The sequence below is a fragment of the Cupriavidus necator N-1 genome (assembly GCF_000219215.1).
In the GTDB taxonomy this organism is placed as follows: Bacteria; Pseudomonadota; Gammaproteobacteria; order Burkholderiales; family Burkholderiaceae; genus Cupriavidus; species Cupriavidus necator.
Genome location: NC_015726.1, coordinates 3580444 through 3604408 on the forward strand (window position 1 = coordinate 3580444; position 23965 = coordinate 3604408).

General features: G+C 60.9%; 13 protein-coding genes, 6 tRNA genes and 3 rRNA genes. 4 read left to right on the forward strand and 18 right to left on the reverse strand.

The features are described 5' to 3' along the window. Positions 1–167: 167 nt before the first annotated feature. Entirely contained in the window at positions 168–4415 is a 4248-nt protein-coding gene (gene rpoC, locus CNE_RS16820; RefSeq protein WP_013958259.1) for a DNA-directed RNA polymerase subunit beta', read from the reverse strand. Positions 4416–4540: 125 nt separating this feature from the next. Next, positions 4541–8647 (reverse strand): DNA-directed RNA polymerase subunit beta, encoded by a 4107-nt coding sequence (gene rpoB, locus CNE_RS16825; protein WP_013958260.1) that lies wholly within the window; start codon positions 8645–8647, stop codon positions 4541–4543. On the opposite strand from rpoB, the gene CNE_RS41665 reads away from it, so the two are divergent. Beyond that, complete coding sequence (locus CNE_RS41665; RefSeq protein ID WP_162097553.1) at positions 8528–8908, forward strand: hypothetical protein; 381 nt, start codon at positions 8528–8530, stop codon at positions 8906–8908. The two genes, rpoB and CNE_RS41665, sit on opposite strands and share 120 nt — an antisense overlap. 158 nt (positions 8909–9066) lie before the next feature. On the opposite strand, the gene rplL is transcribed toward CNE_RS41665, so the two are convergent. From rplL to CNE_RS16905, 16 genes are all read right to left on the reverse strand, one after another. Continuing rightward, the gene (rplL, locus tag CNE_RS16830) at positions 9067–9441 is read right to left on the reverse strand and encodes a 50S ribosomal protein L7/L12 (protein ID WP_010810464.1); all 375 of its coding nucleotides are present in this window, start codon (positions 9439–9441) and stop codon (positions 9067–9069) included. Positions 9442–9510: 69 nt separating this feature from the next. Next, entirely contained in the window at positions 9511–10032 is a 522-nt protein-coding gene (gene rplJ, locus CNE_RS16835) for a 50S ribosomal protein L10 (protein WP_010810465.1), read from the reverse strand. 423 nt (positions 10033–10455) lie between these two features. After that, the gene (gene rplA, locus CNE_RS16840) at positions 10456–11151 is read right to left on the reverse strand and encodes a 50S ribosomal protein L1 (RefSeq protein WP_013958262.1); all 696 of its coding nucleotides are present in this window, start codon (positions 11149–11151) and stop codon (positions 10456–10458) included. Beyond that, positions 11152–11583 (reverse strand): 50S ribosomal protein L11, encoded by a 432-nt coding sequence (rplK, locus tag CNE_RS16845; protein WP_013958263.1) that lies wholly within the window; start codon positions 11581–11583, stop codon positions 11152–11154. Between the two features lie 159 nt (positions 11584–11742). Next, complete coding sequence (nusG, locus tag CNE_RS16850; protein WP_010810468.1) at positions 11743–12324, reverse strand: transcription termination/antitermination protein NusG; 582 nt, start codon at positions 12322–12324, stop codon at positions 11743–11745. 10 nt (positions 12325–12334) lie between these two features. Continuing rightward, positions 12335–12715, reverse strand: coding sequence for a preprotein translocase subunit SecE (gene secE, locus CNE_RS16855; protein ID WP_013958264.1), 381 nt, complete (start codon positions 12713–12715; stop codon positions 12335–12337). A gap of 59 nt (positions 12716–12774) precedes the next feature. After that, positions 12775–12850, reverse strand: a tRNA-Trp gene (locus CNE_RS16860). 84 nt (positions 12851–12934) lie between these two features. After that, positions 12935–14125, reverse strand: coding sequence for an elongation factor Tu (gene tuf, locus CNE_RS16865; protein WP_010810470.1), 1191 nt, complete (start codon positions 14123–14125; stop codon positions 12935–12937). 45 nt (positions 14126–14170) lie between these two features. Further along, positions 14171–14245, reverse strand: a tRNA-Thr gene (locus tag CNE_RS16870). Between the two features lie 37 nt (positions 14246–14282). After that, a tRNA-Gly gene (locus CNE_RS16875) sits at positions 14283–14356 on the reverse strand. 51 nt (positions 14357–14407) lie between these two features. Beyond that, a tRNA-Tyr gene (locus CNE_RS16880) sits at positions 14408–14493 on the reverse strand. A 289-nt stretch (positions 14494–14782) separates the two neighbouring features. Then, positions 14783–14895 (reverse strand): 5S ribosomal RNA (gene rrf / locus CNE_RS16885). A 126-nt stretch (positions 14896–15021) separates the two neighbouring features. Continuing rightward, positions 15022–17902, reverse strand: a 23S ribosomal RNA gene (locus CNE_RS16890). Positions 17903–18187: 285 nt separating this feature from the next. Further along, positions 18188–18263: transfer RNA gene (locus CNE_RS16895), tRNA-Ala, on the reverse strand. Positions 18264–18274: 11 nt separating this feature from the next. Further along, a tRNA-Ile gene (locus tag CNE_RS16900) sits at positions 18275–18351 on the reverse strand. A 62-nt stretch (positions 18352–18413) separates the two neighbouring features. Beyond that, positions 18414–19945: ribosomal RNA gene (locus tag CNE_RS16905) — 16S ribosomal RNA — on the reverse strand. The 16S, 23S and 5S rRNA genes sit together here with 5 tRNA genes alongside, the layout of an rRNA operon. Positions 19946–20562: 617 nt before the next feature. On the opposite strand from CNE_RS16905, the gene CNE_RS16910 reads away from it, so the two are divergent. Genes CNE_RS16910 through CNE_RS16920 form a run of 3 tightly spaced genes read left to right on the forward strand, consistent with a single transcriptional unit; the run spans position 20563 to position 23965 of the window. Continuing rightward, positions 20563–22236 carry an AMP-binding protein gene (locus CNE_RS16910; RefSeq protein WP_013958265.1) on the forward strand — a complete coding sequence of 558 codons (1674 nt, stop codon included), beginning with the start codon at positions 20563–20565 and terminating at the stop codon, positions 22234–22236. A 40-nt stretch (positions 22237–22276) separates the two neighbouring features. Then, the gene (locus tag CNE_RS16915) at positions 22277–22663 is read left to right on the forward strand and encodes a DUF488 domain-containing protein (protein ID WP_013958266.1); all 387 of its coding nucleotides are present in this window, start codon (positions 22277–22279) and stop codon (positions 22661–22663) included. 57 nt (positions 22664–22720) lie between these two features. After that, complete coding sequence (locus CNE_RS16920; protein WP_013958267.1) at positions 22721–23965, forward strand: nucleoside recognition domain-containing protein; 1245 nt, start codon at positions 22721–22723, stop codon at positions 23963–23965.

Sequence of the window (23965 nt, forward strand, 5' to 3'; positions counted from 1 at the left end):
GCCGGAAAAGCCGTAACCATACCACTAAGGGACCCGGCTTCAGCGACCGCAGGGCAAACTCTGCGACGTTTCTCACGAAAGCAAACGCCGCGTGCACACCAAAAAAAAGCCCGGCTGGATCAGCCGGGCTTTCGGGCCGCCTTGCGGCGGCAAACAGCTTACTGCGATCAGACGTTGTCGCCTTCGCCTTCGGTCGTCGCCTGCACCACCGGCGCCGGCTCGATGAAGAGCGACTGCTCTTCTTCGGCGATCGCCTGGGCGCGTTCGCGCTCGGAGGCCTCGCGCGCCTTGCGGGCGCGGTGGTAGGCCAGGCCGGTACCGGCCGGGATCAGACGGCCGACGATCACGTTTTCCTTCAGACCACGCAGGTCGTCGGTCTTGCCCATGATCGCGGCTTCGGTCAGCACGCGCGTGGTTTCCTGGAACGATGCCGCCGAGATGAAGCTGTCGGTCGACAGCGACGCCTTGGTAATACCCAGCAGCAGGTTCTCGTACGTGGCCGGACGCTTGCCTTCGGCGATCACGCGGTCGTTCTCGTCGAGCAGTTCCGAACGCTCCACCTGTTCACCCGGGATGAACTTGGTGTCGCCGACATCGGCGATCTGCACGCGGCGCAGCATCTGACGAACAATCACTTCGATGTGCTTGTCGTTGATCTTCACGCCCTGCAGACGGTACACGTCCTGGACTTCGTCCACGATGTAGTGCGCCAGCTCTTCGATGCCCTTCAGGCGCAGGATGTCGTGCGGGTCCGCCGGACCTTCCACGATCATTTCGCCCTTGTTCACCACCTGGCCGTCGTGCACCAGCACCTGCTTTTCCTTCGCGATCAGGAACTCGTGGGCATTTCCGTCCAGGTCGGTAATGACCAGACGCTGCTTGCCCTTGGTGTCCTTGCCGAACGAGGTCGTGCCGGTGACTTCCGCCAGCACGGCGGCGTCCTTCGGCGAACGCGCTTCGAACAGCTCGGCCACACGCGGCAGACCACCGGTAATGTCGCGGGTCTTTTGCGATTCGGTCGGGATACGCGCGAGCACTTCACCCACGTGCACCTGCTGGCCATCCTTCACGGTAATCAGCGCGCCGACCTGGAAGCCGATGGTCACGGAATGGTCCGTGCCCGGGATCTTCACTTCCTGGCCGCTGGCGTCGAGCAGCTTCACCTGCGGGCGGATGCCCTTGGTTGCAGCCGTGCGGCGCTTGGCGTCGATCACCACCAGGGTCGACAGGCCGGTGACTTCGTCCATCTGCTTGGCGACGGTCACGCCTTCTTCGACGTTCTCGAACTTGGTCGTGCCGGTGTATTCCGAAACGATCGGGCGAGTCAGCGCGTCCCACGTGGCCAGCTGCGTGCCAGCCTTGATGGCCTGGCCGTCCTGCACCAGCAGCGTGGCGCCGTACGGGATCTTGTGGCGTTCGCGCTCGCGGCCGTGGTCGTCGGTGATCAGCGCCTCGCCCGAACGCGAGATGACGATCAGTTCGCCCTTCGCATTGGTGACGTAACGCATCGTCGCCGTGAAACGCACGGTACCGGTTGCCTTGGCTTCCACGCTCGACGCCACTGCCGCACGCGATGCCGCACCACCGATGTGGAACGTACGCATGGTCAGCTGCGTGCCCGGCTCACCGATCGACTGGGCGGCAATCACGCCAACCGCTTCGCCGGAGTTCACCAGCACGCCGCGGCCCAAGTCGCGGCCGTAGCACTTGCCGCACAGGCCGTAGCGCGTGTCGCACGACAGCGGGGTGCGGACCTTGACTTCGTCCACGCCGATGTTGTCGATCAGCTCAACCAGGTCTTCATCCAGCAGCGTGCCGGCTTCGATCGCGGTTTCCTGGGTTTCAGGGTTCACCACGTCGGCCACGGTCACACGGCCGAGGATACGGTCGCGCAGGGCTTCGATCACTTCACCGCCTTCGACCAGGGCCTTCATGGCCACGCCGTTGGAGGTGCCGCAATCGTCTTCCACCACAACCAGATCCTGCGTCACGTCGACCAGACGACGGGTCAGGTAACCCGAGTTCGCGGTCTTCAGTGCCGTATCGGCCAGGCCCTTACGTGCGCCGTGGGTCGAGATGAAGTACTGCAGAACGTTCAGGCCTTCACGGAAGTTCGCCGTGATCGGCGTTTCAATGATCGAGCCGTCCGGCTTTGCCATCAGGCCACGCATACCGGCCAGCTGGCGGATCTGCGCGGCGGAACCCCGTGCGCCCGAGTCGGCCATCATGTAGATGGAGTTGAACGACTCTTGCTTCACGGTCTTGCCTTCGCGGTCGACCACGTCTTCGTGCTGGAGCTGCTCCATCATCGCCTTGCCCACCTGGTCGCCGGCGGCGCCCCAGATGTCCACGACGTTGTTGTAGCGTTCCTGGTCGGTCACCAGACCCGACATGTACTGCTTGTCGTATTCCTTCACCTTGGCCGAGGCCTCGGCGATGATCTTTTCCTTCTGCGGCGGCACCAGCATGTCGTCGATGGCGATCGAGATACCGGCGCGGGTTGCCAGGCGGAAGCCCGACTGCAGCAGCTTGTCGGCGAAGATCACCGTCTCGCGCAGACCGCACTTGCGGAACGCGGTGTTGATCAGGCGCGAGATTTCCTTCTTCTTGAGCGGCTTGTTCAGCACCGAGAACGGCAGCCCCTTGGGCAGGATCTCGGACAGGATCGCGCGGCCGACCGTGGTGGCCTGCAGCGTGATCTTGGGTGCGAAACGGGCGTCGCCCTCGGCGTCCTTGTCGACCAGCTCATACTCGGTGATACGCACGTTCACGCGCGAAGCCAGTTCGACTTCCTTGTTCTCGTAGGCGCGGATCACTTCGCTGATGTCGGCAAAGGTCATGCCCTCGCCGCGGCCGTTGATCTTGTCGCGGGTCGTGTAGTACAGACCCAGCACCACGTCTTGCGACGGCACGATCGACGGGTCGCCGTTGGCCGGGAACAGCACGTTGTTGGAAGCCAGCATCAGCGTGCGAGCTTCCATCTGCGCTTCCAGCGACAGCGGGACGTGAACAGCCATCTGGTCACCGTCGAAGTCGGCGTTGAACGCCGCGCAGACCAGCGGGTGCAGCTGGATGGCCTTGCCTTCGATCAGCACCGGCTCGAACGCCTGGATACCCAGGCGGTGCAGCGTCGGCGCACGGTTCAGCATCACCGGGTGCTCGCGGATCACCTCTTCGAGGATGTCCCACACCACCGGGGTCTGGCTTTCCACTTCCTTCTTCGCCGCCTTGATGGTGGTGGCGATGCCCATCGTTTCCAGCTTGTGGAAGATGAACGGCTTGAACAGCTCGAGCGCCATCAGCTTGGGCAGGCCGCACTGGTGCAGCTTGAGGGTCGGGCCCACCACGATGACCGAACGGCCCGAGTAGTCGACGCGCTTGCCCAGCAGGTTCTGACGGAAACGGCCGCCCTTGCCCTTGATCATTTCAGCCAGGGACTTCAGCGGACGCTTGTTGGCGCCAGTCATCGCCTTGCCGCGACGGCCGTTGTCCAGCAGCGAGTCAACCGCTTCCTGCAGCATGCGCTTTTCGTTGCGCACGATGATTTCAGGCGCCTTCAGCTCCAGCAGGCGCTTGAGGCGGTTGTTACGGTTGATGACGCGGCGATACAGGTCGTTCAGGTCCGAGGTCGCGAAGCGGCCGCCGTCCAGCGGCACCAGCGGGCGCAGCTCGGGCGGCAGCACCGGCAGCACTTCGAGGATCATCCACTCGGGCTTGATGCCCGAACGCTGGAAGGCCTCGAGCACCTTCAGGCGCTTGGCGAACTTCTTGATCTTGGCTTCGGAGCCGGTGGCCTGCAGCTCGGCGCGGATCTGTTCGATCTGCTTCTCGATGTCGATGCCGCGCAGCAGCTCACGGATGCCCTCGGCACCCATCATGGCGACGAACTCGCCCTCGCCGTACTCGTCGCACTTCGCCAGGTAGTCGTCTTCGGACATGATCTGGCTCTTCTTGAGCGGGGTCATGCCGGGTTCGATCACCACGAATGCTTCAAAGTACAGCACGCGCTCGATGTCGCGCAGCGTCATGTCCAGGACCATGCCCAGGCGCGACGGCAGCGACTTCAGGAACCAGATGTGCGCGGTCGGCGCGGCCAGTTCGATGTGGCCCATGCGCTCGCGGCGCACCTTGGCCAGCGTCACTTCAACGCCGCACTTCTCGCAGATCACGCCACGGTGCTTCAGGCGCTTGTACTTGCCGCACAGGCACTCGTAGTCCTTGATCGGGCCAAAGATCTTGGCGCAGAACAGGCCGTCGCGTTCCGGCTTGAAGGTACGGTAGTTGATCGTTTCCGGCTTCTTGACTTCGCCGTACGACCACGAACGGATCTTCTCGGGCGAAGCCAGGCCGATCTTGATCGCGTCGAACTGCTCTTCCTGCTGTACCTGCTTAAAGAGATCGAGCAATGCTTTCATTGCAACTCCTTGTTTCGCCACCGCCCCGGATTTGGTCCGGGTCGATGGCATTCATCCTGTGGGAAATCCTTCGCCTGTAGTGTCGACGGGGAACCGGCCGCAACCGGCTCCCCTCACCTGCCCGATCAGTAGCGATCGAGGTCGATGTCGATACCCAGCGAGCGGATTTCCTTCACCAGCACGTTGAACGATTCCGGCATGCCGGCATCGATCGAGTGCTCGCCCTTGACGATGTTCTCGTACACCTTGGTACGGCCGTTCACGTCATCGGACTTGACCGTCAGCATTTCCTGCAGCACGTACGACGCGCCGTAGGCTTCCAGTGCCCAAACTTCCATCTCACCGAAACGCTGGCCACCGAACTGGGCTTTACCACCCAGCGGCTGCTGCGTCACCAGCGAGTACGGGCCGGTGGAACGCGCGTGCATCTTGTCATCGACCAGGTGGTGCAGCTTCAGCATGTGCATCACACCCAGCGTGACCGGACGCTCGAACGCCTCGCCGGTGCGGCCGTCGAACAGCGTGACCTGCTGCTTGGAAGCCGTCAGGCCCTTCTCCTTCGCGATCTCTTCCGGATAGGCGAGGTCCAGCATGCGGCGGATTTCGTCCTCATGCGCACCATCGAACACCGGCGTCGCGAACGGCACGCCCTTCTTCAGGTTCTCGGCCAGTTCCAGGACTTCCGAATCCGACAGGCTGTCGAGGTCTTCGACCTTGCCGCTCTCGTTGTAGATCTGCGTGAGCAGCTTGCGCACTTCGGCTGCCTTGGCTTGCGCCTTCAGCATGTTGCCGATGCGCTCGCCCAGACCGCGCGCGGCCCAGCCCAGGTGGGTCTCGAGAATCTGACCCACGTTCATCCGCGAAGGCACGCCCAGCGGATTCAGCACGATGTCGGCAGGCGTACCGTCGGCCATGTAGGGCATGTCTTCGATCGGAGTGATCTTGGACACGACACCCTTGTTGCCGTGACGGCCTGCCATCTTGTCGCCAGGCTGCAGGCGGCGCTTGACGGCCAGGTACACCTTGACCATCTTGATCACGCCCGGCGGCAGTTCGTCGCCCTGCGTGAGCTTCTTGCGCTTCTCTTCGAAGGCCAGGTCGAACTCGTGGCGCTTCTGCTCGATGGCTTCCTTGACGGCTTCCAGCTGGGCAGCCAGTTCCTCGTCGGCCGGACGGATGTCGAACCAGTGGTACCTGTCGATGTCCGCCAGGTATTCCTTGGTGATCTTGGCACCCTTGGCCAGCTTCTTCGGACCGCCGTTGACGGTCTTGTCGATGAGCAGGCGCTCCAGACGCTGGAACGCGTCGCCTTCCACGATACGCAGCTGGTCGTTCAGGTCCAGGCGGTAGCGCTTCAGTTCGTCGTCGATGATCGACTGGGCACGCTTGTCGCGCGTCACGCCTTCGCGGGTGAAGACCTGGACGTCGATCACGATGCCGCTCATGCCCGACGGCACGCGCAGCGAGGTGTCCTTCACGTCCGAAGCCTTCTCGCCGAAGATCGCGCGCAGCAGCTTCTCTTCCGGGGTCAGCTGGGTCTCGCCCTTCGGCGTGACCTTGCCCACCAGCACGTCACCGGCTTCGACTTCAGCGCCGATGTAGGTGATGCCCGACTCGTCCAGGCGAGCCAGCTGGGCCTCGGCCAGGTTCGAGATATCGCGCGTGATTTCTTCCGGTCCCAGCTTGGTGTCGCGGGCAACGACCGACAGTTCCTCGATGTGGATCGAGGTATAGCGGTCTTCGGCCACCACACGCTCCGAGATCAGGATCGAATCCTCGAAGTTGTAGCCGTTCCACGGCATGAACGCCACCAGCATGTTCTGGCCCAGGGCCAGTTCACCCAGGTCGGTCGAGGCGCCGTCGGCGATCACATCGTTGCGGGCAACGATATCGCCAACCTTGACCATCGGACGCTGGTTGATGTTGGTGTTCTGGTTCGAGCGCGTGTACTTGATCAGGTTGTAGATGTCCACGCCGACTTCACCGGCAACGGCTTCGTCGTCGTTCACGCGGATCACGATACGCATCGCGTCGACGTAGTCGACCACGCCGCCACGCATCGCCTGCACGGCCGTACCCGAGTCGACCGCAACGGTACGCTCGATGCCGGTGCCGACCAGCGGCTTGTCCGGACGCAGGCAAGGCACGGCCTGGCGCTGCATGTTGGCGCCCATCAGTGCACGGTTCGCGTCATCGTGTTCCAGGAACGGCACCAGCGAGGCAGCGGCCGACACGATCTGCGACGGTGCCACGTCGATGTACTGCACGCGGTCCGGCGTGACCATGCGGGTTTCACGCTCGGAGCCTTCACGCGCCGACACCAGTTCGTCGGTCAGGTTGCCCTCGGCGTCAACGGTCGCGTTGGCCTGCGCCACCACGTACTTGCCTTCCTCGATCGCGGACAGGTAGTCGACCTGGTCGGTCAGCTTGCTGTCGACCACCTTGCGGTACGGCGTTTCCAGGAAGCCGTATTCGTTCAGGCGGGCATACAGTGCCAGCGAGTTGATCAGACCAATGTTCGGACCTTCCGGCGTTTCGATCGGGCACACGCGGCCATAGTGGGTCGGGTGCACGTCACGGACTTCAAAGCCGGCGCGCTCGCGCGTCAGACCGCCCGGGCCCAGTGCGGAGACACGGCGCTTGTGCGTGATCTCGGACAGCGGGTTGGTCTGGTCCATGAACTGCGACAGCTGCGACGAACCGAAGAACTCGCGGATCGCCGACGAGATCGGCTTCGAGTTGATCAGGTCGTGCGGCATCAGGTTCTCGGTCTCGGCCTGGCCCAGACGTTCCTTGACGGCACGCTCCACGCGCGACAGGCCGGCGCGGAACTGGTTTTCGGCCAGTTCGCCGACGCAACGCACGCGACGGTTGCCCAGGTGGTCGATGTCATCGACCTCGCCCTTGCCGTTGCGCAGGTTGACCAGGATCTTGATAGTCTCGAGGATGTCCTCGTCCTGCAACACCATGGCGCCTTCGCCGGTGGGGCGGCCCAGGCGGCTGTTGACCTTCATGCGGCCAACGCGCGACAGGTCGTACGACTCTTCGCTGTAGAACAGGCGCTGGAACAGCGCTTCCACGGCTTCCTCGGTCGGCGGCTCGCCCGGGCGCATCATGCGGTAGATCGCGATACGCGCAGCGGTCTGGTCGGCGGTCTCGTCCACGCGCAGGGTCTGCGACATGTACGGGCCCTGGTCCAGGTCGTTGGTGTACAGGGTCTGGATCTGCTTGACGCCGGCTTCGCGCAGGTTTTCCAGCAGCGTTTCGGTGAGCTCGTCGTTGGCGTTGGCAATCACCTCGCCGGTATCCGGGTCGATGATGTTCTTGGCCAGCACGCGGCCCAGCAGGTAGTCTTCCGGCACGCTGATCAGCTTGGTGCCGGCCGAATCCAGGTCGCGGATGTGCTTGGCGTTGATCCGCTTGTCTTTCTCGACCACCACGCGGCCGTTCTTGTCGGCGATGTCGAAGCGCGCGACTTCACCGCGCAGGCGCTCGGGCACGAACTCCAGCTGCGCGCCTTCGGCCTGCAGCGTGAAGTTGTCGAACACGAAGAAGTGCGCGAGGATCTGTTCCGGGGTCAGGCCGATCGACTTCAGCAGGATCGTCACCGGCATCTTGCGGCGGCGGTCGACGCGGAAGTACAGGATGTCCTTCGGGTCGAACTCGAAGTCCAGCCACGAACCGCGGTAGGGGATGATACGTGCCGAGAACAGCAGCTTGCCCGAGCTGTGGGTCTTGCCCTTGTCGTGCTCGAAGAACACGCCCGGCGAGCGGTGCAGCTGCGAGACGATGACACGCTCGGTGCCGTTGATGACGAACGAACCCGTGGAAGTCATCAGCGGGATTTCGCCCATGTAGACTTCCTGCTCCTTCACTTCCTTGACCTTGCCAGGATTCTCGCGATCGTTGATGATCAGGCGAACCTTGGCGCGCAGCGCCGAGTGGAAGGTCAGGCCACGCTGTTGACATTCCTTGACGTCGAACGGCGGGTTGGACAGGTGATACGAGACGAACTCCATACGGGCAAGCCCGTTATGCGAGGAGATCGGGAAGATTGCGTTGAAAGCGGCCTGGAGGCCTTCGGTCTTGCGACGCGCGGTCGGCGTTTCCGCTTGCAAGAACTGAGTGTAGGATTCAATCTGGGTGGCAAGCAGGAATGGAACCTGATGTACCGTCGCGCGCTTCGCAAAACTTTTGCGAATGCGCTTCTTTTCGGTGAAGCTGTACGCCATGGGATCTCCGAATCATCGCAGGGCTGGCTGGACCTGGCCGGACCTGAGGTGTTCAGCGACTGGGAGGGGATTTGGCGGTTGGCCGCTACCAACCTCTGGCTGACGGTGTCCGCACGCTGCGGGCGGTGTGGTCGTCGCATCAAGCGCAACGCCTGTACTCGCCCGGGGGACACCCGACCAAACTTGTCTTCTGCAGTCGGTTCAGAAGACAAACATCAGCAGCAACCCCTTAGTGTGCCACTGATGTTTGGCCTCTGCTGAGACTCCGGCATGCCCAAAGGCACCGGGGCTCGCAAACATCACTTTTTCACGCGAAGAGTGCTTCTCAAAACACTTTCGCACAAGCGCAAAAAGGCTGGCGCCGGGAATTTCCCTTTGCCAGCCCCATCCGCGTGCCGGAAGGGCACGCGAGCAATGCCTTACTTGACGTCGACCTTTGCGCCAGCGTCTTCCAGCTTCTTCTTGGCTTCGGCAGCTGCAGCCTTGTCCACGCCTTCCTTGACGGGCTTCGGTGCGCCATCGACCAGGTCCTTGGCTTCCTTCAGGCCCAGGCCGGTGATTTCGCGAACAGCCTTAATCACGCCAACCTTGTTGGCGCCGACTTCGGCCAGGATCACGTTGAACTCGGTCTGCTCTTCAGCAGCGGCGGCACCGCCGGCGCCCGGGGCAGCAGCCACGGCCATGGCAGCGGCGGACACGCCAAACTTCTCTTCAAACGCCTTGACCAGGTCGTTCAGTTCCATCACGGACATCGCGCCAACGGCTTCCAGGATGTCGTCTTTGGTGATTGCCATTTGAAATACTCCTACTAGATTTGATTCGGTATCGGTAATGCGATCTTTCGATGCGAGGCCTGGATTGCCTTAGGCGCCAGCAGCTTCCGCTTCCGCGGGAGCGCCTTCGGCGTTCTTGGCAGCCAGTGCAGCCAGCAGACGGGCGAAGCCCGACACCGGTGCCTGCATCACGCCCAGCAGCTGAGCAATCAGTTCGTCGCGGCTCGGGATCGATGCCAGCGCCTTCACGGCGGCAGCGTCGAGAACCTTGCCGTCATACGACCCAGCGCGCAGGACCAGCTTGTCGTTGGTCTTGGCAAAGTCGTTCAGAACCTTGGCCGACGACACTGCATCTTCGGAAATACCGTAGATCAGCGGACCGGTCATCTGCTCTGCGAGGCTTGCAAACGGCGTACCTTCGACGGCACGGCGGGCCAGCGTGTTCTTCAGAACACGCAGGTACACGCCTTGCTGCCGAGCGGTGGAACGCAGCTTGGTCAGATCGCCAACCGTAATGCCGCGATATTCGGCCACGACGATGGTCTGGGCCTTGGCGACTTGCGCCGAAACCTCAGCAACGACGGCCTTCTTATCTTCAATATTGAGTGGCACGGTTAAGCTCCAAAATGACGCTAGCCCTCCGGCAATACCGGAGTCTTCACGTCAGCACAAACGAACGGCGTCCGATTGGCCCGAATCACCCGGGACAGGCCCGGATTCATCAATCCCTTCGGGTGCGCCATCTGCGCTGGTTGCCCGGGGTTGGTCATGCACGGCACCTGGCCCTGCCTGTACGTCCCGGCCGATTAAGCCCGCATGCCTGACTGCGGTCATGTGGACACCAGCGGTCTTTGATAACCAGCGGCGACTGCCTGAACACCATGTGTCCGGCTGCCGCCACTGCCCAAAGCCTTGCTCCCTATCCTTGTCCCGCCGCTTGACAGAACCAGGTCCGGAGCCGATCCCCGCTTACGCCAGGATCTTCAATTCGCGGCCGACCGGTGTTATCGGGTCCGGTCAGCCCATGCCGTCAGCTCAGGCCGACAGCGAAGCTTGTTCCACGCGCACGCCAACGCCCATGGTGGACGAGACGGCGATCTTGCGCAGGTACACGCCCTTGCTCGTAGCCGGCTTGGACTTCACCAGGGCTTCCAGCAGTGCGGACAGGTTGCTCTTCAGCGCTGCGTCTTCGAACGAGCGGCGGCCGATGGTGGCGTGGATGATACCGGCCTTGTCGACACGGAACTGCACCTGACCAGCCTTGGCGTTCTTCACGGCCTGGGCCACGTCGGGCGTCACGGTACCGACCTTCGGGTTCGGCATCAGGCCGCGCGGGCCCAGGATCTGGCCCAGCGTACCGACGATACGCATCGTGTCCGGCGAAGCGATCACGACGTCGAAGTTCAGGTTGCCGGCCTTGACTTGCTCAGCCAGGTCTTCCATGCCGACGATGTCAGCACCGGCGGCCTTGGCGGCTTCGGCCTTTTCGCCCTGGGCGAACACAGCCACGCGAACCGACTTGCCGGTACCTGCGGGCAGCACCACCGAACCACGAACCACCTGGTCCGACTTCTTGGCGTCAATGCCCAGTTGCACGGCCACGTCGATCGACTCGTCGAACTTCGCCGAAGCGCAGCCCTTCACCAGGCCCAGGGCCTCGTCGATCGGGTAGAACTTGGTACGCTCGATCTTCGCCTTGTTGGCGGCGACGCGCTTGGAAACCTTAGCCATTTACAGACCCTCCACGGTGATGCCCATCGAACGAGCCGAACCGGCGATGGTACGCACGGCGGCGTCCAGGTCGGCGGCGGTCAGGTCAGCGTTCTTGGCCTTGGCGATTTCTTCAGCCTGGGCGCGGGTGATCTTGCCAACCTTGTCGGTATGGGGCTTCGGCGAACCCTTGGCGATGCCAGCTGCCTTCTTGATCAGCACGGTCGCCGGGGGCGACTTCATCACGAAGGTGAAGCTCTTGTCGGCGAAGGCGGTAATCACCACCGGCACCGGCAGACCGGGTTCCATACCCTGGGTCTGGGCGTTGAACGCCTTGCAGAACTCCATGATATTCAGACCACGCTGACCCAGTGCGGGACCAACGGGCGGGGAGGGATTTGCCTTACCAGCCGGAATCTGCAGCTTGATAAAGCCAATGATCTTCTTGGCCATCTCTACTCCAATCCGGATCGCCCTTTCGGGATGCGATCCTGTTGAGTCGTAACGCGCTGTCGCCGCACCTTCGGCACGGCCTCACGCTCCTCTTGGCGCCGCCACCGGGGCGTCGCCGTTGCCAGTTGCCGCCCTTTCAGGCCGCAGCCGGCAAATTCCTTAAACCTTCTCGACCTGGCCGAACTCGAGCTCGACCGGCGTGGCACGCCCGAAGATCGTGACCGAGACGCGCAGGCGCGATTTCTCGTAGTTCACTTCTTCCACGTTGCCGTTGAAGTCGGTGAACGGGCCGTCCTTGACGCGCACCATTTCGCCCACTTCGAACAGCGTCTTGGGACGCGGCTTCTCGACCCCTTCCTGCATCTGGGTCATGATCTTGTCGACTTCGCGCTGCGAAATCGGGCTCGGGCGGTTGCGGGCGCCGCCCACGAAACCGGTGACCTTGCTGGTGTTCTTCACCAGGTGCCAGGTCTCGTCGGTCATTTCCATTTCCACCAGCACATAGCCCGGGAAGAAACGACGCTCCGTGACCGACTTGTGGCCGCCCTTGATTTCCACGACTTCTTCGGACGGCACCAGGATGCGGCCAAACTTGTCCTGCATCTCGGCGCGTTCGATGCGCTCCTGCAGCGCGCGCTGCACGCTCTTCTCCATGCCGGAGTAGGCATGCACGACATACCAGCGCTTCTTCGACGAAGGCGATTCCGGCGCGGTGGTTTCCTGCTGAGCGTTATCCGTCATGTGCTACCTCTTATTTCCAGCCCAGCACGAGCGAGAAGACGACCCACTCGATGAGCTTGTCAGCCGACCACAGGAACAGCGCCATGACGACGACAAAGACGAAGACCAGCCCCGTCATTTGCCCGGCTTCCTTGCGCGTCGGCCAGACGACCTTGCGAACTTCCCGATACGACTCCTTGGCGAACCCGATAAAGTCCTTGCCTGGTACGGACACCAGTGCAACCACGATACCCAGTGCAATACCACCGAACAGTGCGGCGCCACGTACATAAGACGGTTGCTGTGCCAGTGCATAGAAACCGATGACGCCCGCAACCACCAGCAGCACCGCCACGCCAAGCATCCACTTGCCGCTGCTGGCGTTCACGGTTTCAACATTGGGATTGGCCATGTTTCGCAAACGAGACTAAGCCGCGTCACGATTGCTCTTCGCGACGCGGCTGATTGATTTGGCAGGGGCAGAGGGAATCGAACCCCCAACCTTCGGTTTTGGAGACCGACGCTCTGCCAGTTGAGCTATACCCCTAAAACAACTGTGGGGCCGGCGCTGGCGCCAACCCCTTCTGGCAACGAACGCGGCCGGTTGGTGCCGCGTTCGCTATCAAACAACTTAGTCGAGGATCTTTGCCACGACGCCGGCGCCGACGGTACGGCCGCCTTCACGGATAGCGAAGCGCAGGCCTTCTTCCATGGCGATCGGGGCGATCAGCTTGACGGTGATCGACACGTTGTCACCCGGCATGACCATTTCCTTGTCCTTCGGCAGCTCGATCGAGCCGGTCACGTCGGTGGTACGGAAGTAGAACTGCGGGCGGTAGTTGTTGAAGAACGGGGTGTGACGGCCGCCTTCGTCCTTCGACAGGATGTACACCTCGCCGGTGAAGTGGGTGTGCGGCTTGATCGAACCCGGCTTGCACAGCACCTGGCCGCGCTCGACGTCTTCACGCTTGGTGCCGCGCAGCAGCAGGCCAACGTTGTCGCCGGCTTGACCCTGGTCCAGCAGCTTGCGGAACATTTCCACGCCGGTGCAGGTGGTCTTCACCGTCGGCTTGATACCGACGATTTCGATTTCCTCACCGACCTTCACCACGCCGCGCTCGATACGGCCGGTCACCACGGTGCCGCGACCCGAGATCGAGAACACGTCTTCCACCGGCATCAGGAAGGTACCGTCAACGGCACGCTCCGGCGTCGGGATGTAGGTGTCCAGTGCGTCGGCCAGGTTCATGATGGCCACTTCGCCCAGCTCGCCCTTGTCGCCTTCCAGCGCCAGCTTGGCCGAACCCTTGATGATCGGGGTGTCGTCGCCGGGGAACTCGTACTTGCTCAGCAGCTCGCGAACTTCCATCTCGACCAGCTCGAGCAGTTCAGCGTCGTCCACCATGTCGCACTTGTTCAGGAACACGATGATGTAAGGCACGCCAACCTGACGGGCCAGCAGGATGTGCTCGCGCGTTTGCGGCATCGGGCCGTCAGCGGCCGAGCAAACCAGGATTGCGCCGTCCATCTGGGCGGCACCCGTGATCATGTTCTTCACATAGTCAGCGTGGCCCGGGCAGTCAACGTGCGCGTAGTGGCGGTTGGCCGTTTCGTACTCGACGTGGGCGGTATTGATGGTAATACCGCGTGCCTTTTCTTCCGGCGCTGCGTCGATTTCGTCGTACTTCTTGGCGGCACCGCCGAACTTGGCTGCCAGCACCGTGGCGATCGCTGCCGTCAACGTGGTCTTGCCATGGTCAACGTGACCAATCGTGCCAACGTTCACGTGCGGCTTGGTCCGCTCGAACTTTTCCTTTGCCATTTCGCGACTCCTGTCTCGGTAGCGATATTGCCAGTGCGTGGTATTTGGTGCCCATGGGCAGGATCGAACTGCCGACCTCTCCCTTACCAAGGGAGTGCTCTACCACTGAGCCACATGGGCGAAACTTGACGTACTACTCTGACAGCAACCGCGCGACTGGAGCGGGTGAAGGGAATCGAACCCTCGTCGTAAGCTTGGAAGGCTTCTGCTCTACCATTGAGCTACACCCGCCCGGTTCTTTCCTGCTTCTTCACCGGCACTGCCGGCTGCTGTCTTGCATTCTGGTGGAGAGGGCTGGATTCGAACCAGCGTAGGCGTAAGCCAACAGATTTACAGTCTGCCCCCTTTAGCCACTCGGGCACCTCTCCGCAGAGAACTATCGATTATGGGGCTTCTCACCTTGCCTGTCAAGCACTTTCCGTTGCGGATGCTGTACTTGGGCAGACCAGGGAAGGCGTTCCAGCGTGGCGCTTGAACCGCCTGATCGCTCCCACAAGCGCAGTTTAGATTTCTGCGTTCTCACCCTATAGGGGCTTTCCAGCGCGGCTCCTGGAGGCTCTGAGGCGGCCTGGCAGGGCCGCGAGGCCACGCGCGGCGACGGCCGGAAAAGACAAAACCCCTCGCAGCACACGCTGTCGAGGGGTTTTGGGAATAAGAGCCTGGCGATGACCTACTTTCACACGGGTATCCGCACTATCATCGGCGCGGAGCTGTTTCACGGACCTGTTCGGGATGGGAAGGGGTGGTTCCAGCTCGCTATGGTCACCAGGCATAAGGGGTTGCAGCGCTGAGGTTGAGGTCAACGCTGCGAATAGGGATGTAGTTGGGGTTGTGCGTCTTGTGTCAACTGTTTCGGCACAGTCACGATCACACACCAGGCAAAACACACTGGTTATAGGATCAAGCCTTACGGGCAATTAGTACTGGTTAGCTTAACGCATTACTGCGCTTCCACACCCAGCCTATCAACGTCCTGGTCTCGAACGACCCTTCAAGGAGGTCAAGCCTCCAGGGAATCCTCATCTTCAGGCGAGTTTCCCGCTTAGATGCTTTCAGCGGTTATCTCTTCCGTACATAGCTACCCTGCGATGCCTCTGGCGAGACAACAGGTACACCAGCGGTACGTCCACTCCGGTCCTCTCGTACTAGGAGCAGCCCCCGTCAAGATTCCAACGCCCACGGCAGATAGGGACCAAACTGTCTCACGACGTTTTAAACCCAGCTCACGTACCTCTTTAAATGGCGAACAGCCATACCCTTGGGACCGGCTACAGCCCCAGGATGAGATGAGCCGACATCGAGGTGCCAAACACCGCCGTCGATATGAACTCTTGGGCGGTATCAGCCTGTTATCCCCAGAGTACCTTTTATCCGTTGAGCGATGGCCCTTCCATTCAGAACCACCGGATCACTATGTCCTGCTTTCGCACCTGCTCGACTTGTCGGTCTCGCAGTTAAGCACGCTTTTGCCATTGCACTTTAGGTACGATGTCCGACCGTACCAAGCGTACCTTCGAACTCCTCCGTTACACTTTGGGAGGAGACCGCCCCAGTCAAACTGCCTACCATGCACTGTCCCCGACCCGGATTCACGGGTCAAGGTTAGAACCTCAAACAAACCAGGGTGGTATTTCAAGGACGGCTCCACGTGAACTAGCGTCCACGCTTCAAAGCCTCCCACCTATCCTACACAGATCGGTTCAAAGTCCAATGCAAAGCTACAGTAAAGGTTCATGGGGTCTTTCCGTCTAGCCGCGGGGAGATTGCATCATCACAAACACTTCAACTTCGCTGAGTCTCGGGAGGAGACAGTGTGGCCATCGTTACGCCATTCGTGCAGGTCGGAACTTACCCGACAAGGAATTTCGCTACCTTAGGACCGTTATAGTTACGGCCGCCGTTTACCGGGACTTCAATCAAGAGCTTGCACCCCATCATTTAATCTTCCGGCACCGGGCAGGCGTCACACCCTATACGTCCACTTTCGTGTTTGCAGAGTGCTGTGTTTTTATTAAACAGTCGCAGCCACCATTTTATTGCAACCCCTTCACCCTTCTGGCGCAGGCCAGTCAAGCTACCAGGGCGTACCTTATCCCGAAGTTACGGTACCAATTTGCCGAGTTCCTTCTCCCGAGTTCTCTCAAGCGCCTTAGAATACTCATCTCGCCCACCTGTGTCGGTTTGCGGTACGGTCTCGTATGACTGAAGCTTAGAGGCTTTTCTTGGAACCACTTCCAATTGCTTCGCAGCACTAGGCCGCTCGCCCCACATCCTTGAATTCCGCGCCCGGATTTGCCTGAGCGCCTTCTCCAATGCAGGGACCGGGACTTCCAACACCCGGACAACCTTCCGCGATCCGTCCCCCCATCGCATCATACGACGGTGCAGGAATATTAACCTGCTTCCCATCAGCTACGCATCTCTGCCTCGCCTTAGGGGCCGACTCACCCTACGCCGATGAACGTTGCGTAGGAAACCTTGGGCTTACGGCGAGGGGGCCTTTCACCCCCTTTATCGCTACTCATGTCAGCATTCGCACTTCCGATACCTCCAGCATCCTTTACAAGACACCTTCACAGGCTTACGGAACGCTCTCCTACCACGCACATTGCTGTGCGTCCGCAGCTTCGGTATATAGCTTAGCCCCGTTACATCTTCCGCGCAGGACGACTCGATCAGTGAGCTATTACGCTTTCTTTAAAGGGTGGCTGCTTCTAAGCCAACCTCCTGACTGTTTTAGCCTTCCCACTTCGTTTCCCACTTAGCTATATTTGGGGACCTTAGCTGGCGGTCTGGGTTGTTTCCCTCTTGACACCGGACGTTAGCACCCGATGTCTGTCTCCCGTGATTGCACTCTTCGGTATTCGGAGTTTGCTATGGCGGGGTAATCAGCAATAGACCCCCCAACCATGACAGTGCTCTACCCCCGAAGGTGAGACACGAGGCACTACCTAAATAGTTTTCGGAGAGAACCAGCTATTTCCAGATTTGTTTAGCCTTTCACCCCTATCCACAGCTCATCCCCTAACTTTTCAACGTTAGTGGGTTCGGTCCTCCAGTACGTGTTACCGCACCTTCAACCTGGCCATGGATAGATCATCTGGTTTCGGGTCTACACCCAGCGACTCAACGCCCTGTTCGGACTCGCTTTCGCTACGCCTTCCCTAATCGGTTAAGCTTGCCACTGAATGTAAGTCGCTGACCCATTATACAAAAGGTACGCCGTCACCCCTTACGAGGCTCCGACTGTTTGTATGCATGCGGTTTCAGGATCTATTTCACTCCCCTCCCGGGGTTCTTTTCGCCTTTCCCTCACGGTACTGGTTCACTATCGGTCGATCACGAGTATTTAGCCTTGGAGGATGGTCCCCCCATCTTCAGACAGGATTTCACGTGTCCCGCCCTACTTGTCGTACACCTAGTTCCACAACGCTGTTTTCGCATACAGGGCTATCACCTGCTATGGCCGGGCTTTCCATCCCGTTCTGCTAACAATGCTGCTAAAGAGTACAAGGCTCTTCCCATTTCGTTCGCCACTACTTTGGGAATCTCGGTTGATTTCTGTTCCTGCAGCTACTTAGATGTTTCAGTTCGCCGCGTTCGCTTCCCTGACCTATGTATTCAGTCAGGGATGACCCATACGGGCCGGGTTTCCCCATTCGGACATCTCCGGATCAAAGCTTGTTTGCCAGCTCCCCGAAGCTTTTCGCAGGCTACCGCGTCCTTCATCGCCTGTGATCGCCAAGGCATCCACCACATGCACTTGTTCGCTTGACCCTATAACGAGTGTGTCTCGATTGCTCGAAACAGTCGCTACAGGATGAGTTCTCGCATTTGTGCCGTATTCCAAGTCATCTTTCGATCACTTAAATACATTTTGGTTGATACAATCACAACCCGGTATCGCGTTTGTACTGCAGCGTCTCATCAACGCTTCGCGACACCTTTACTACATCCCATATTTTTAAAGAACAGCCGATCATTCGATCGCTTGGCAATGCCAAATGCAAACGCTCAATGCTAAGCGCTTGCATTTGACAACCAATCCAAGGTACCAGGTAGTGGTGGAGGATGACGGGATCGAACCGACGACCCCCTGCTTGCAAAGCAGGTGCTCTCCCAGCTGAGCTAATCCCCCTTCGGATAACTTGGTGGGTCTGGTAGGACTTGAACCTACGACCCCCGCCTTATCAAGACGGTGCTCTAACCACCTGAGCTACAGACCCTTGGCTGTAACAGCAAACAAACCGATAAGTGTGAACGCTAGGCTTGAGACACAAGCCTCTAGAAAGGAGGTGATCCAGCCGCACCTTCCGATACGGCTACCTTGTTACGACTTCACCCCAGTCATGAACCCTGCCGTGGTAATCGCCCTCCTTGCGGTTAGGCTAACTACTTCTGGCAAAACCCACTCCCATGGTGTGACGGGCGGTGTGTACAAGACCCGGGAACGTATTCACCGCGGCATGCTGATCCGCGATTACTAGCGATTCCAGCTTCACGTAGTCGAGTTGCAGACTACGATCCGGACTACGATGCGTTTTCTGGGATTAGCTCCCCCTCGCGGGTTGGCAACCCTCTGTACGCACCATTGTATGACGTGTGAAGCCCTACCCATAAGGGCCATGAGGACTTGACGTCATCCCCACCTTCCTCCGGTTTGTCACCGGCAGTCTCTCTAGAGTGCCCTTTCGTAGCAACTAGAGACAAGGGTTGCGCTCGTTGCGGGACTTAACCCAACATCTCACGACACGAGCTGACGACAGCCATGCAGCACCTGTGTCCACTTTCCCTTTCGGGCACCTAATGCATCTCTGCTTCGTTAGTGGCATGTCAAGGGTAGGTAAGGTTTTTCGCGTTGCATCGAATTAATCCACATCATCCACCGCTTGTGCGGGTCCCCGTCAATTCCTTTGAGTTTTAATCTTGCGACCGTACTCCCCAGGCGGTCAACTTCACGCGTTAGCTACGTTACTGAAGAAATGAATCCCCAACAACTAGTTGACATCGTTTAGGGCGTGGACTACCAGGGTATCTAATCCTGTTTGCTCCCCACGCTTTCGTGCATGAGCGTCAGTGACGTCCCAGGGGGCTGCCTTCGCCATCGGTATTCCTCCACATCTCTACGCATTTCACTGCTACACGTGGAATTCTACCCCCCTCTGACATACTCTAGCCTTGCAGTCACAAGCGCCATTCCCAAGTTGAGCTCGGGGATTTCACGCCTGTCTTACAAAACCGCCTGCGCACGCTTTACGCCCAGTAATTCCGATTAACGCTCGCACCCTACGTATTACCGCGGCTGCTGGCACGTAGTTAGCCGGTGCTTATTCTTCCGGTACCGTCATCGACCCCGGGTATTAACCAGAGCCATTTCTTTCCGGACAAAAGTGCTTTACAACCCGAAGGCCTTCTTCACACACGCGGCATTGCTGGATCAGGGTTGCCCCCATTGTCCAAAATTCCCCACTGCTGCCTCCCGTAGGAGTCTGGGCCGTGTCTCAGTCCCAGTGTGGCTGATCGTCCTCTCAGACCAGCTACTGATCGTCGCCTTGGTAGGCTTTTACCCCACCAACTAGCTAATCAGACATCGGCCGCTCCTGTAGCGCGAGGCCTTGCGGTCCCCCGCTTTCACCCTCAGGTCGTATGCGGTATTAGCTAATCTTTCGACTAGTTATCCCCCACTACAGGGCACGTTCCGATGTATTACTCACCCGTTCGCCACTCGCCACCAGGCCGAAGCCCGTGCTGCCGTTCGACTTGCATGTGTAAGGCATGCCGCCAGCGTTCAATCTGAGCCAGGATCAAACTCTTCAGTTCAATCTCTGTGTGGAAGCCTCGCGGCTCCCTCGCTCTTTCGAGCGGTCGCTCACTCTCAGAAAACTGACTGACCAGATCCGAAGACCCAGTCACGTTTTGCTGTGCGAGCACTGTATAACTTGTGAAGCAACACTGTCCGAAGACAGCGGCGTCCGCTACCCAGCGCCCACACTTATCGGTTGTTTGGTTGTTAAAGAACTTCGCTGCCGGCTTTGCCGTTCAGCGCTGCTGCGTTGTCTGCAGCAGAGAAACGAGATTATGCAGAGCTTTCTTCGTTTCGTCAACCGTTTCAGCAACTTTTTTCGCTGCGGCCGGCGCGCTAACTTCGCTGCGCCAACCTACCCGGTCGACCCCGCAAACCCTTGCTGCGTCTGCTTTGCAGCGCTGCGTTGTGTTGCGAGGGGGCGAATATTAAGGGACGCAGGACCGACTGGCAAGCGATTTCGCGAAATAATTCGAAGTACTCGAAAAAGCGGCGCATGGGGCGCAAATGTCGCGCTGGTGACAACATTCAGCAACGCCTCGGCTTAAGCTGGCGCCGTGGGCGTTGGCCCAACCCGAAACGCCTTCCTCTATATAGCCGTCGAATGCCAAGCAGAGCAGTTGAAGGAGACAAGATGACCCGACCCGTGACGCCCGGCCTCTCCCTGGTCGCCGGCAGCACCGACATCCCCCTGTCTGATCAGACGATTCCGGCACTGCTGGCGCGCTCTGTCGCCGCAAACCCGGACGGCCCGGCCGTGGTGTTCCGCGAGCATGGCGTGCGCTGGAACTGGGCGGAGTTCAGCGACCAGGTCGATCGCCTGGCCAGCGGCCTGCTCCAGCGCGGCATCCAACCGGGCGACCGCGTCGGCATCTGGGCGCCGAACCGGCCCGAATGGCTGGTGACTCAGTTCGCCACCGCGCGCATCGGCGCCATCCTGGTCAATATCAACCCGGCCTACCGCCAGGCGGAGCTGGAATATGCGCTGAACAAGGCGGGCGTGCGCATGCTGATCACGGCCGCGCGTTTCAAGAGCAGCGACTACCTGGCCACCCTGCAGGCGCTGGCGCCGGAACTGGCCGAGGCCGAGCCGGGTGCGCTGCGCGCCGCACGGCTGCCTCGGCTGCAGTGGGTGGTCCGCATGGGATCCGAGGCGACGCCCGGCATGCTCAATTACGATGCACTCCTGGCCGAACCCGATACTGCGCGCCTGGACGCGGTGACCGCGACGCTCTCCGCGCACGATGCCATCAATATCCAGTTCACCAGCGGCACCACCGGCAACCCCAAGGGCGCCACCCTGACGCATCACAACGTGGTCAACAACGGCCGCTTTGTCGCCATGGCGATGTGCCTTGGCGACAGTGACGTACTGTGCATCCCGGTACCGCTCTATCACTGCTTCGGCATGGTGCTGTCGGTGCTGGCCTGCGTCTCGGTCGGCGCCTGCATGGTGTTCCCGGGCGAGGCCTTCGATCCGCTCGCGACCATGCAGGCGGCCAGCGAGGAACGTTGTACCGCCCTGCATGGCGTGCCGACCATGTTTATCGCCCAGCTGGACCATCCGGAGTTCAGCCGCTTCGACTTCTCGACCCTGCGCACCGGCATCATGGCCGGCGCCCCCTGCCCGATCGAGGTCATGAAGCGCGTGGTGGCCGACATGCATATGTCCGAGGTCACCATTGCCTATGGCATGACCGAAACCAGCCCGGTCTCGTTCCAGAGCGCCACCGACGATCCGCTGGACAAGCGCGTCGCCACCGTCGGGCGGGTGCAACCGCACCTGGAATGCAAGGTGGTCGACGCCCTCGGCGAGGTCGTGCCGACCGGCGCCACCGGCGAGCTTTGCACCCGCGGCTATTCCGTGATGCAAGGCTACTGGGAAGACGACGAGCGCACCCGCGAGGCCATCCGCGACGGCTGGATGCACACCGGCGACCTCGCCACCATTGACGACAAGGGCTACTGCAACATCGTCGGCCGGGTCAAGGACATGCTGATCCGCGGTGGCGAGAACATTTACCCGCGCGAGATCGAGGAATTCCTGTTCCGCCATCCCAAGGTGCAGGCGGTGCAGGTCTTTGGCGTGCCTGACCAGAAGTACGGCGAGGAGGTCTGCGCCTGGATTGTGCTCAAACCCGGCCAGTCCGCCACCGAGGACGAGATCCGGACGTTCTGCCGTGACCAGATCGCCCACTACAAGATTCCGCGCTATATCCGCTTTGTCTCGGAAATGCCGATGACTGTGACGGGCAAGGTGCAGAAGTTTGTCATGCGCGACACCATGATTCATGATCTGGGACTTTAGCCGGACGCACTCGCGTCGGCAGACATGAGCGGGATCCTCCATGACCATCCGAATCGTAAGACTCGGCGCGCCGCGCGCGGCCGATGAAGGCCTGCGCATCGGCACCGTGCGCCGGCCGCCGCGGGGCGTGCCCAAATCCGAGTTTGCCAGCCGCGATTTCTACGATGTCTGGTATCCCGTGCTGTCGCCATCGTCCGAACTGGTGGCCCAGGCGCTGCAGGCCACCGATGACAAGCAATGGCGGGCGTTCGTGCGGCACTTCCGCAAGGAAATGGCCGCGCCGGACCCCAGCCGCACGCTAGACCTGCTGGCGGCGCTGTCGCACCAGACCAATTTCTCGGTAGGCTGCTACTGCGAGAATGAGGCGCACTGCCACCGCTCGGTCCTGCGCAAGCTGCTGGCCGAACGCGGGGCCGTGATCGGCTGAGCTGCACGCCGTGCCGGGGATCTCCCCGGCTTTGATTCCCCCGCTTCCCGCATTCCGATGGCCCTGAACGTTGTCTGGCTCGGTTTCTTCCTGATTTCCTTTGTCGCCGCCTGCGTCCGCCTGGCCAGCGGCGATCTCACCGTGTTCCCCGCCATGCTGGCGAGCCTGTTCGACAGCGCGCGCACGGCCTTCGAGATCGCGCTCGGCCTGGCCGGGGTGATGAGCCTGTGGCTTGGCATCATGCGCATCGGCGAGCGCGCCGGCGTGGTCGATGCCTTCGCCCGGCTGGTGAACCCGCTGCTGCGCCATTTCTTCCCCGGCGTGCCGCAGGGCCATCCGGCACAGGGGGCGATGATGATGAACGTGTCGGCCAACCTGCTCGGGCTGGACAATGCCGCGACGCCGCTCGGCCTGAATGCCATGCGCGAGCTGCAGACGCTGAACCGGCGCCCGGACGTCGCCACCGATGCGCAGATCATGTTCATCGTGCTGAATACGGCCGGGCTGACGCTGATTCCGACCTCGGTGATCGCGATCCGGCAGGCCATTGCGGTCAAGCAGGGGCTGGTGGGTTTCAATGCGGCAGATATCTTCCTGCCGACGCTGCTGGCCACCGGCGGCTCATGCCTGGCCGGCCTGCTGGCAGTGGCGTGGGTGCAGCGGCTGAACCTGCTGCGCCCGGCCGTGCTGGTGGCGTTCGGGCTGGTCGCGGCGCTACTGGGCGGGATGTTCGCCTGGCTGCGGCACGCGCCGCCGGAGCAGGTCGGCAGCGTGACGGCACTGGCCGGCGCCGGCTTCATCCTGTCACTGATCACGCTGTTCCTGGTCTGCGGCGCGCTGCGCCGGGTCAATGTCTATGAAGCCTTTATCGATGGCGCCAAGGAAGGCTTTGGCGTCGCCGTGCAAATCATTCCCTACCTGGTGGCGATCCTCGTAGCCATCGGCCTGTTCCGGGCCACCGGCTGCATGGACGTGCTAATGGGCTGGCTGACGCTGGGCTTCGCCCAACTGGGCGTCAATACGGACTTCGTGCCGGCGCTGCCGGTCGGGCTGATGAAGATCCTGTCCGGCGCCGGCGCGCGCGGGCTGATGGTGGATGTGATGACGACCTATGGGGTGGACTCGTTCCAGGGACGGCTGGCCGCGATCATCCAGGGCTCGACCGAGACCACTTTCTATGTGCTCGCGGTCTACTTCGGCAGCATCAATGTGCGCAATACGCGCCATGCGCTCGGTTGTGCGCTGGTGGCCGATGCTGCCGGGATCGTGTGTGCGGTAGGTGCCGCCTATCTGTTCCGTTAG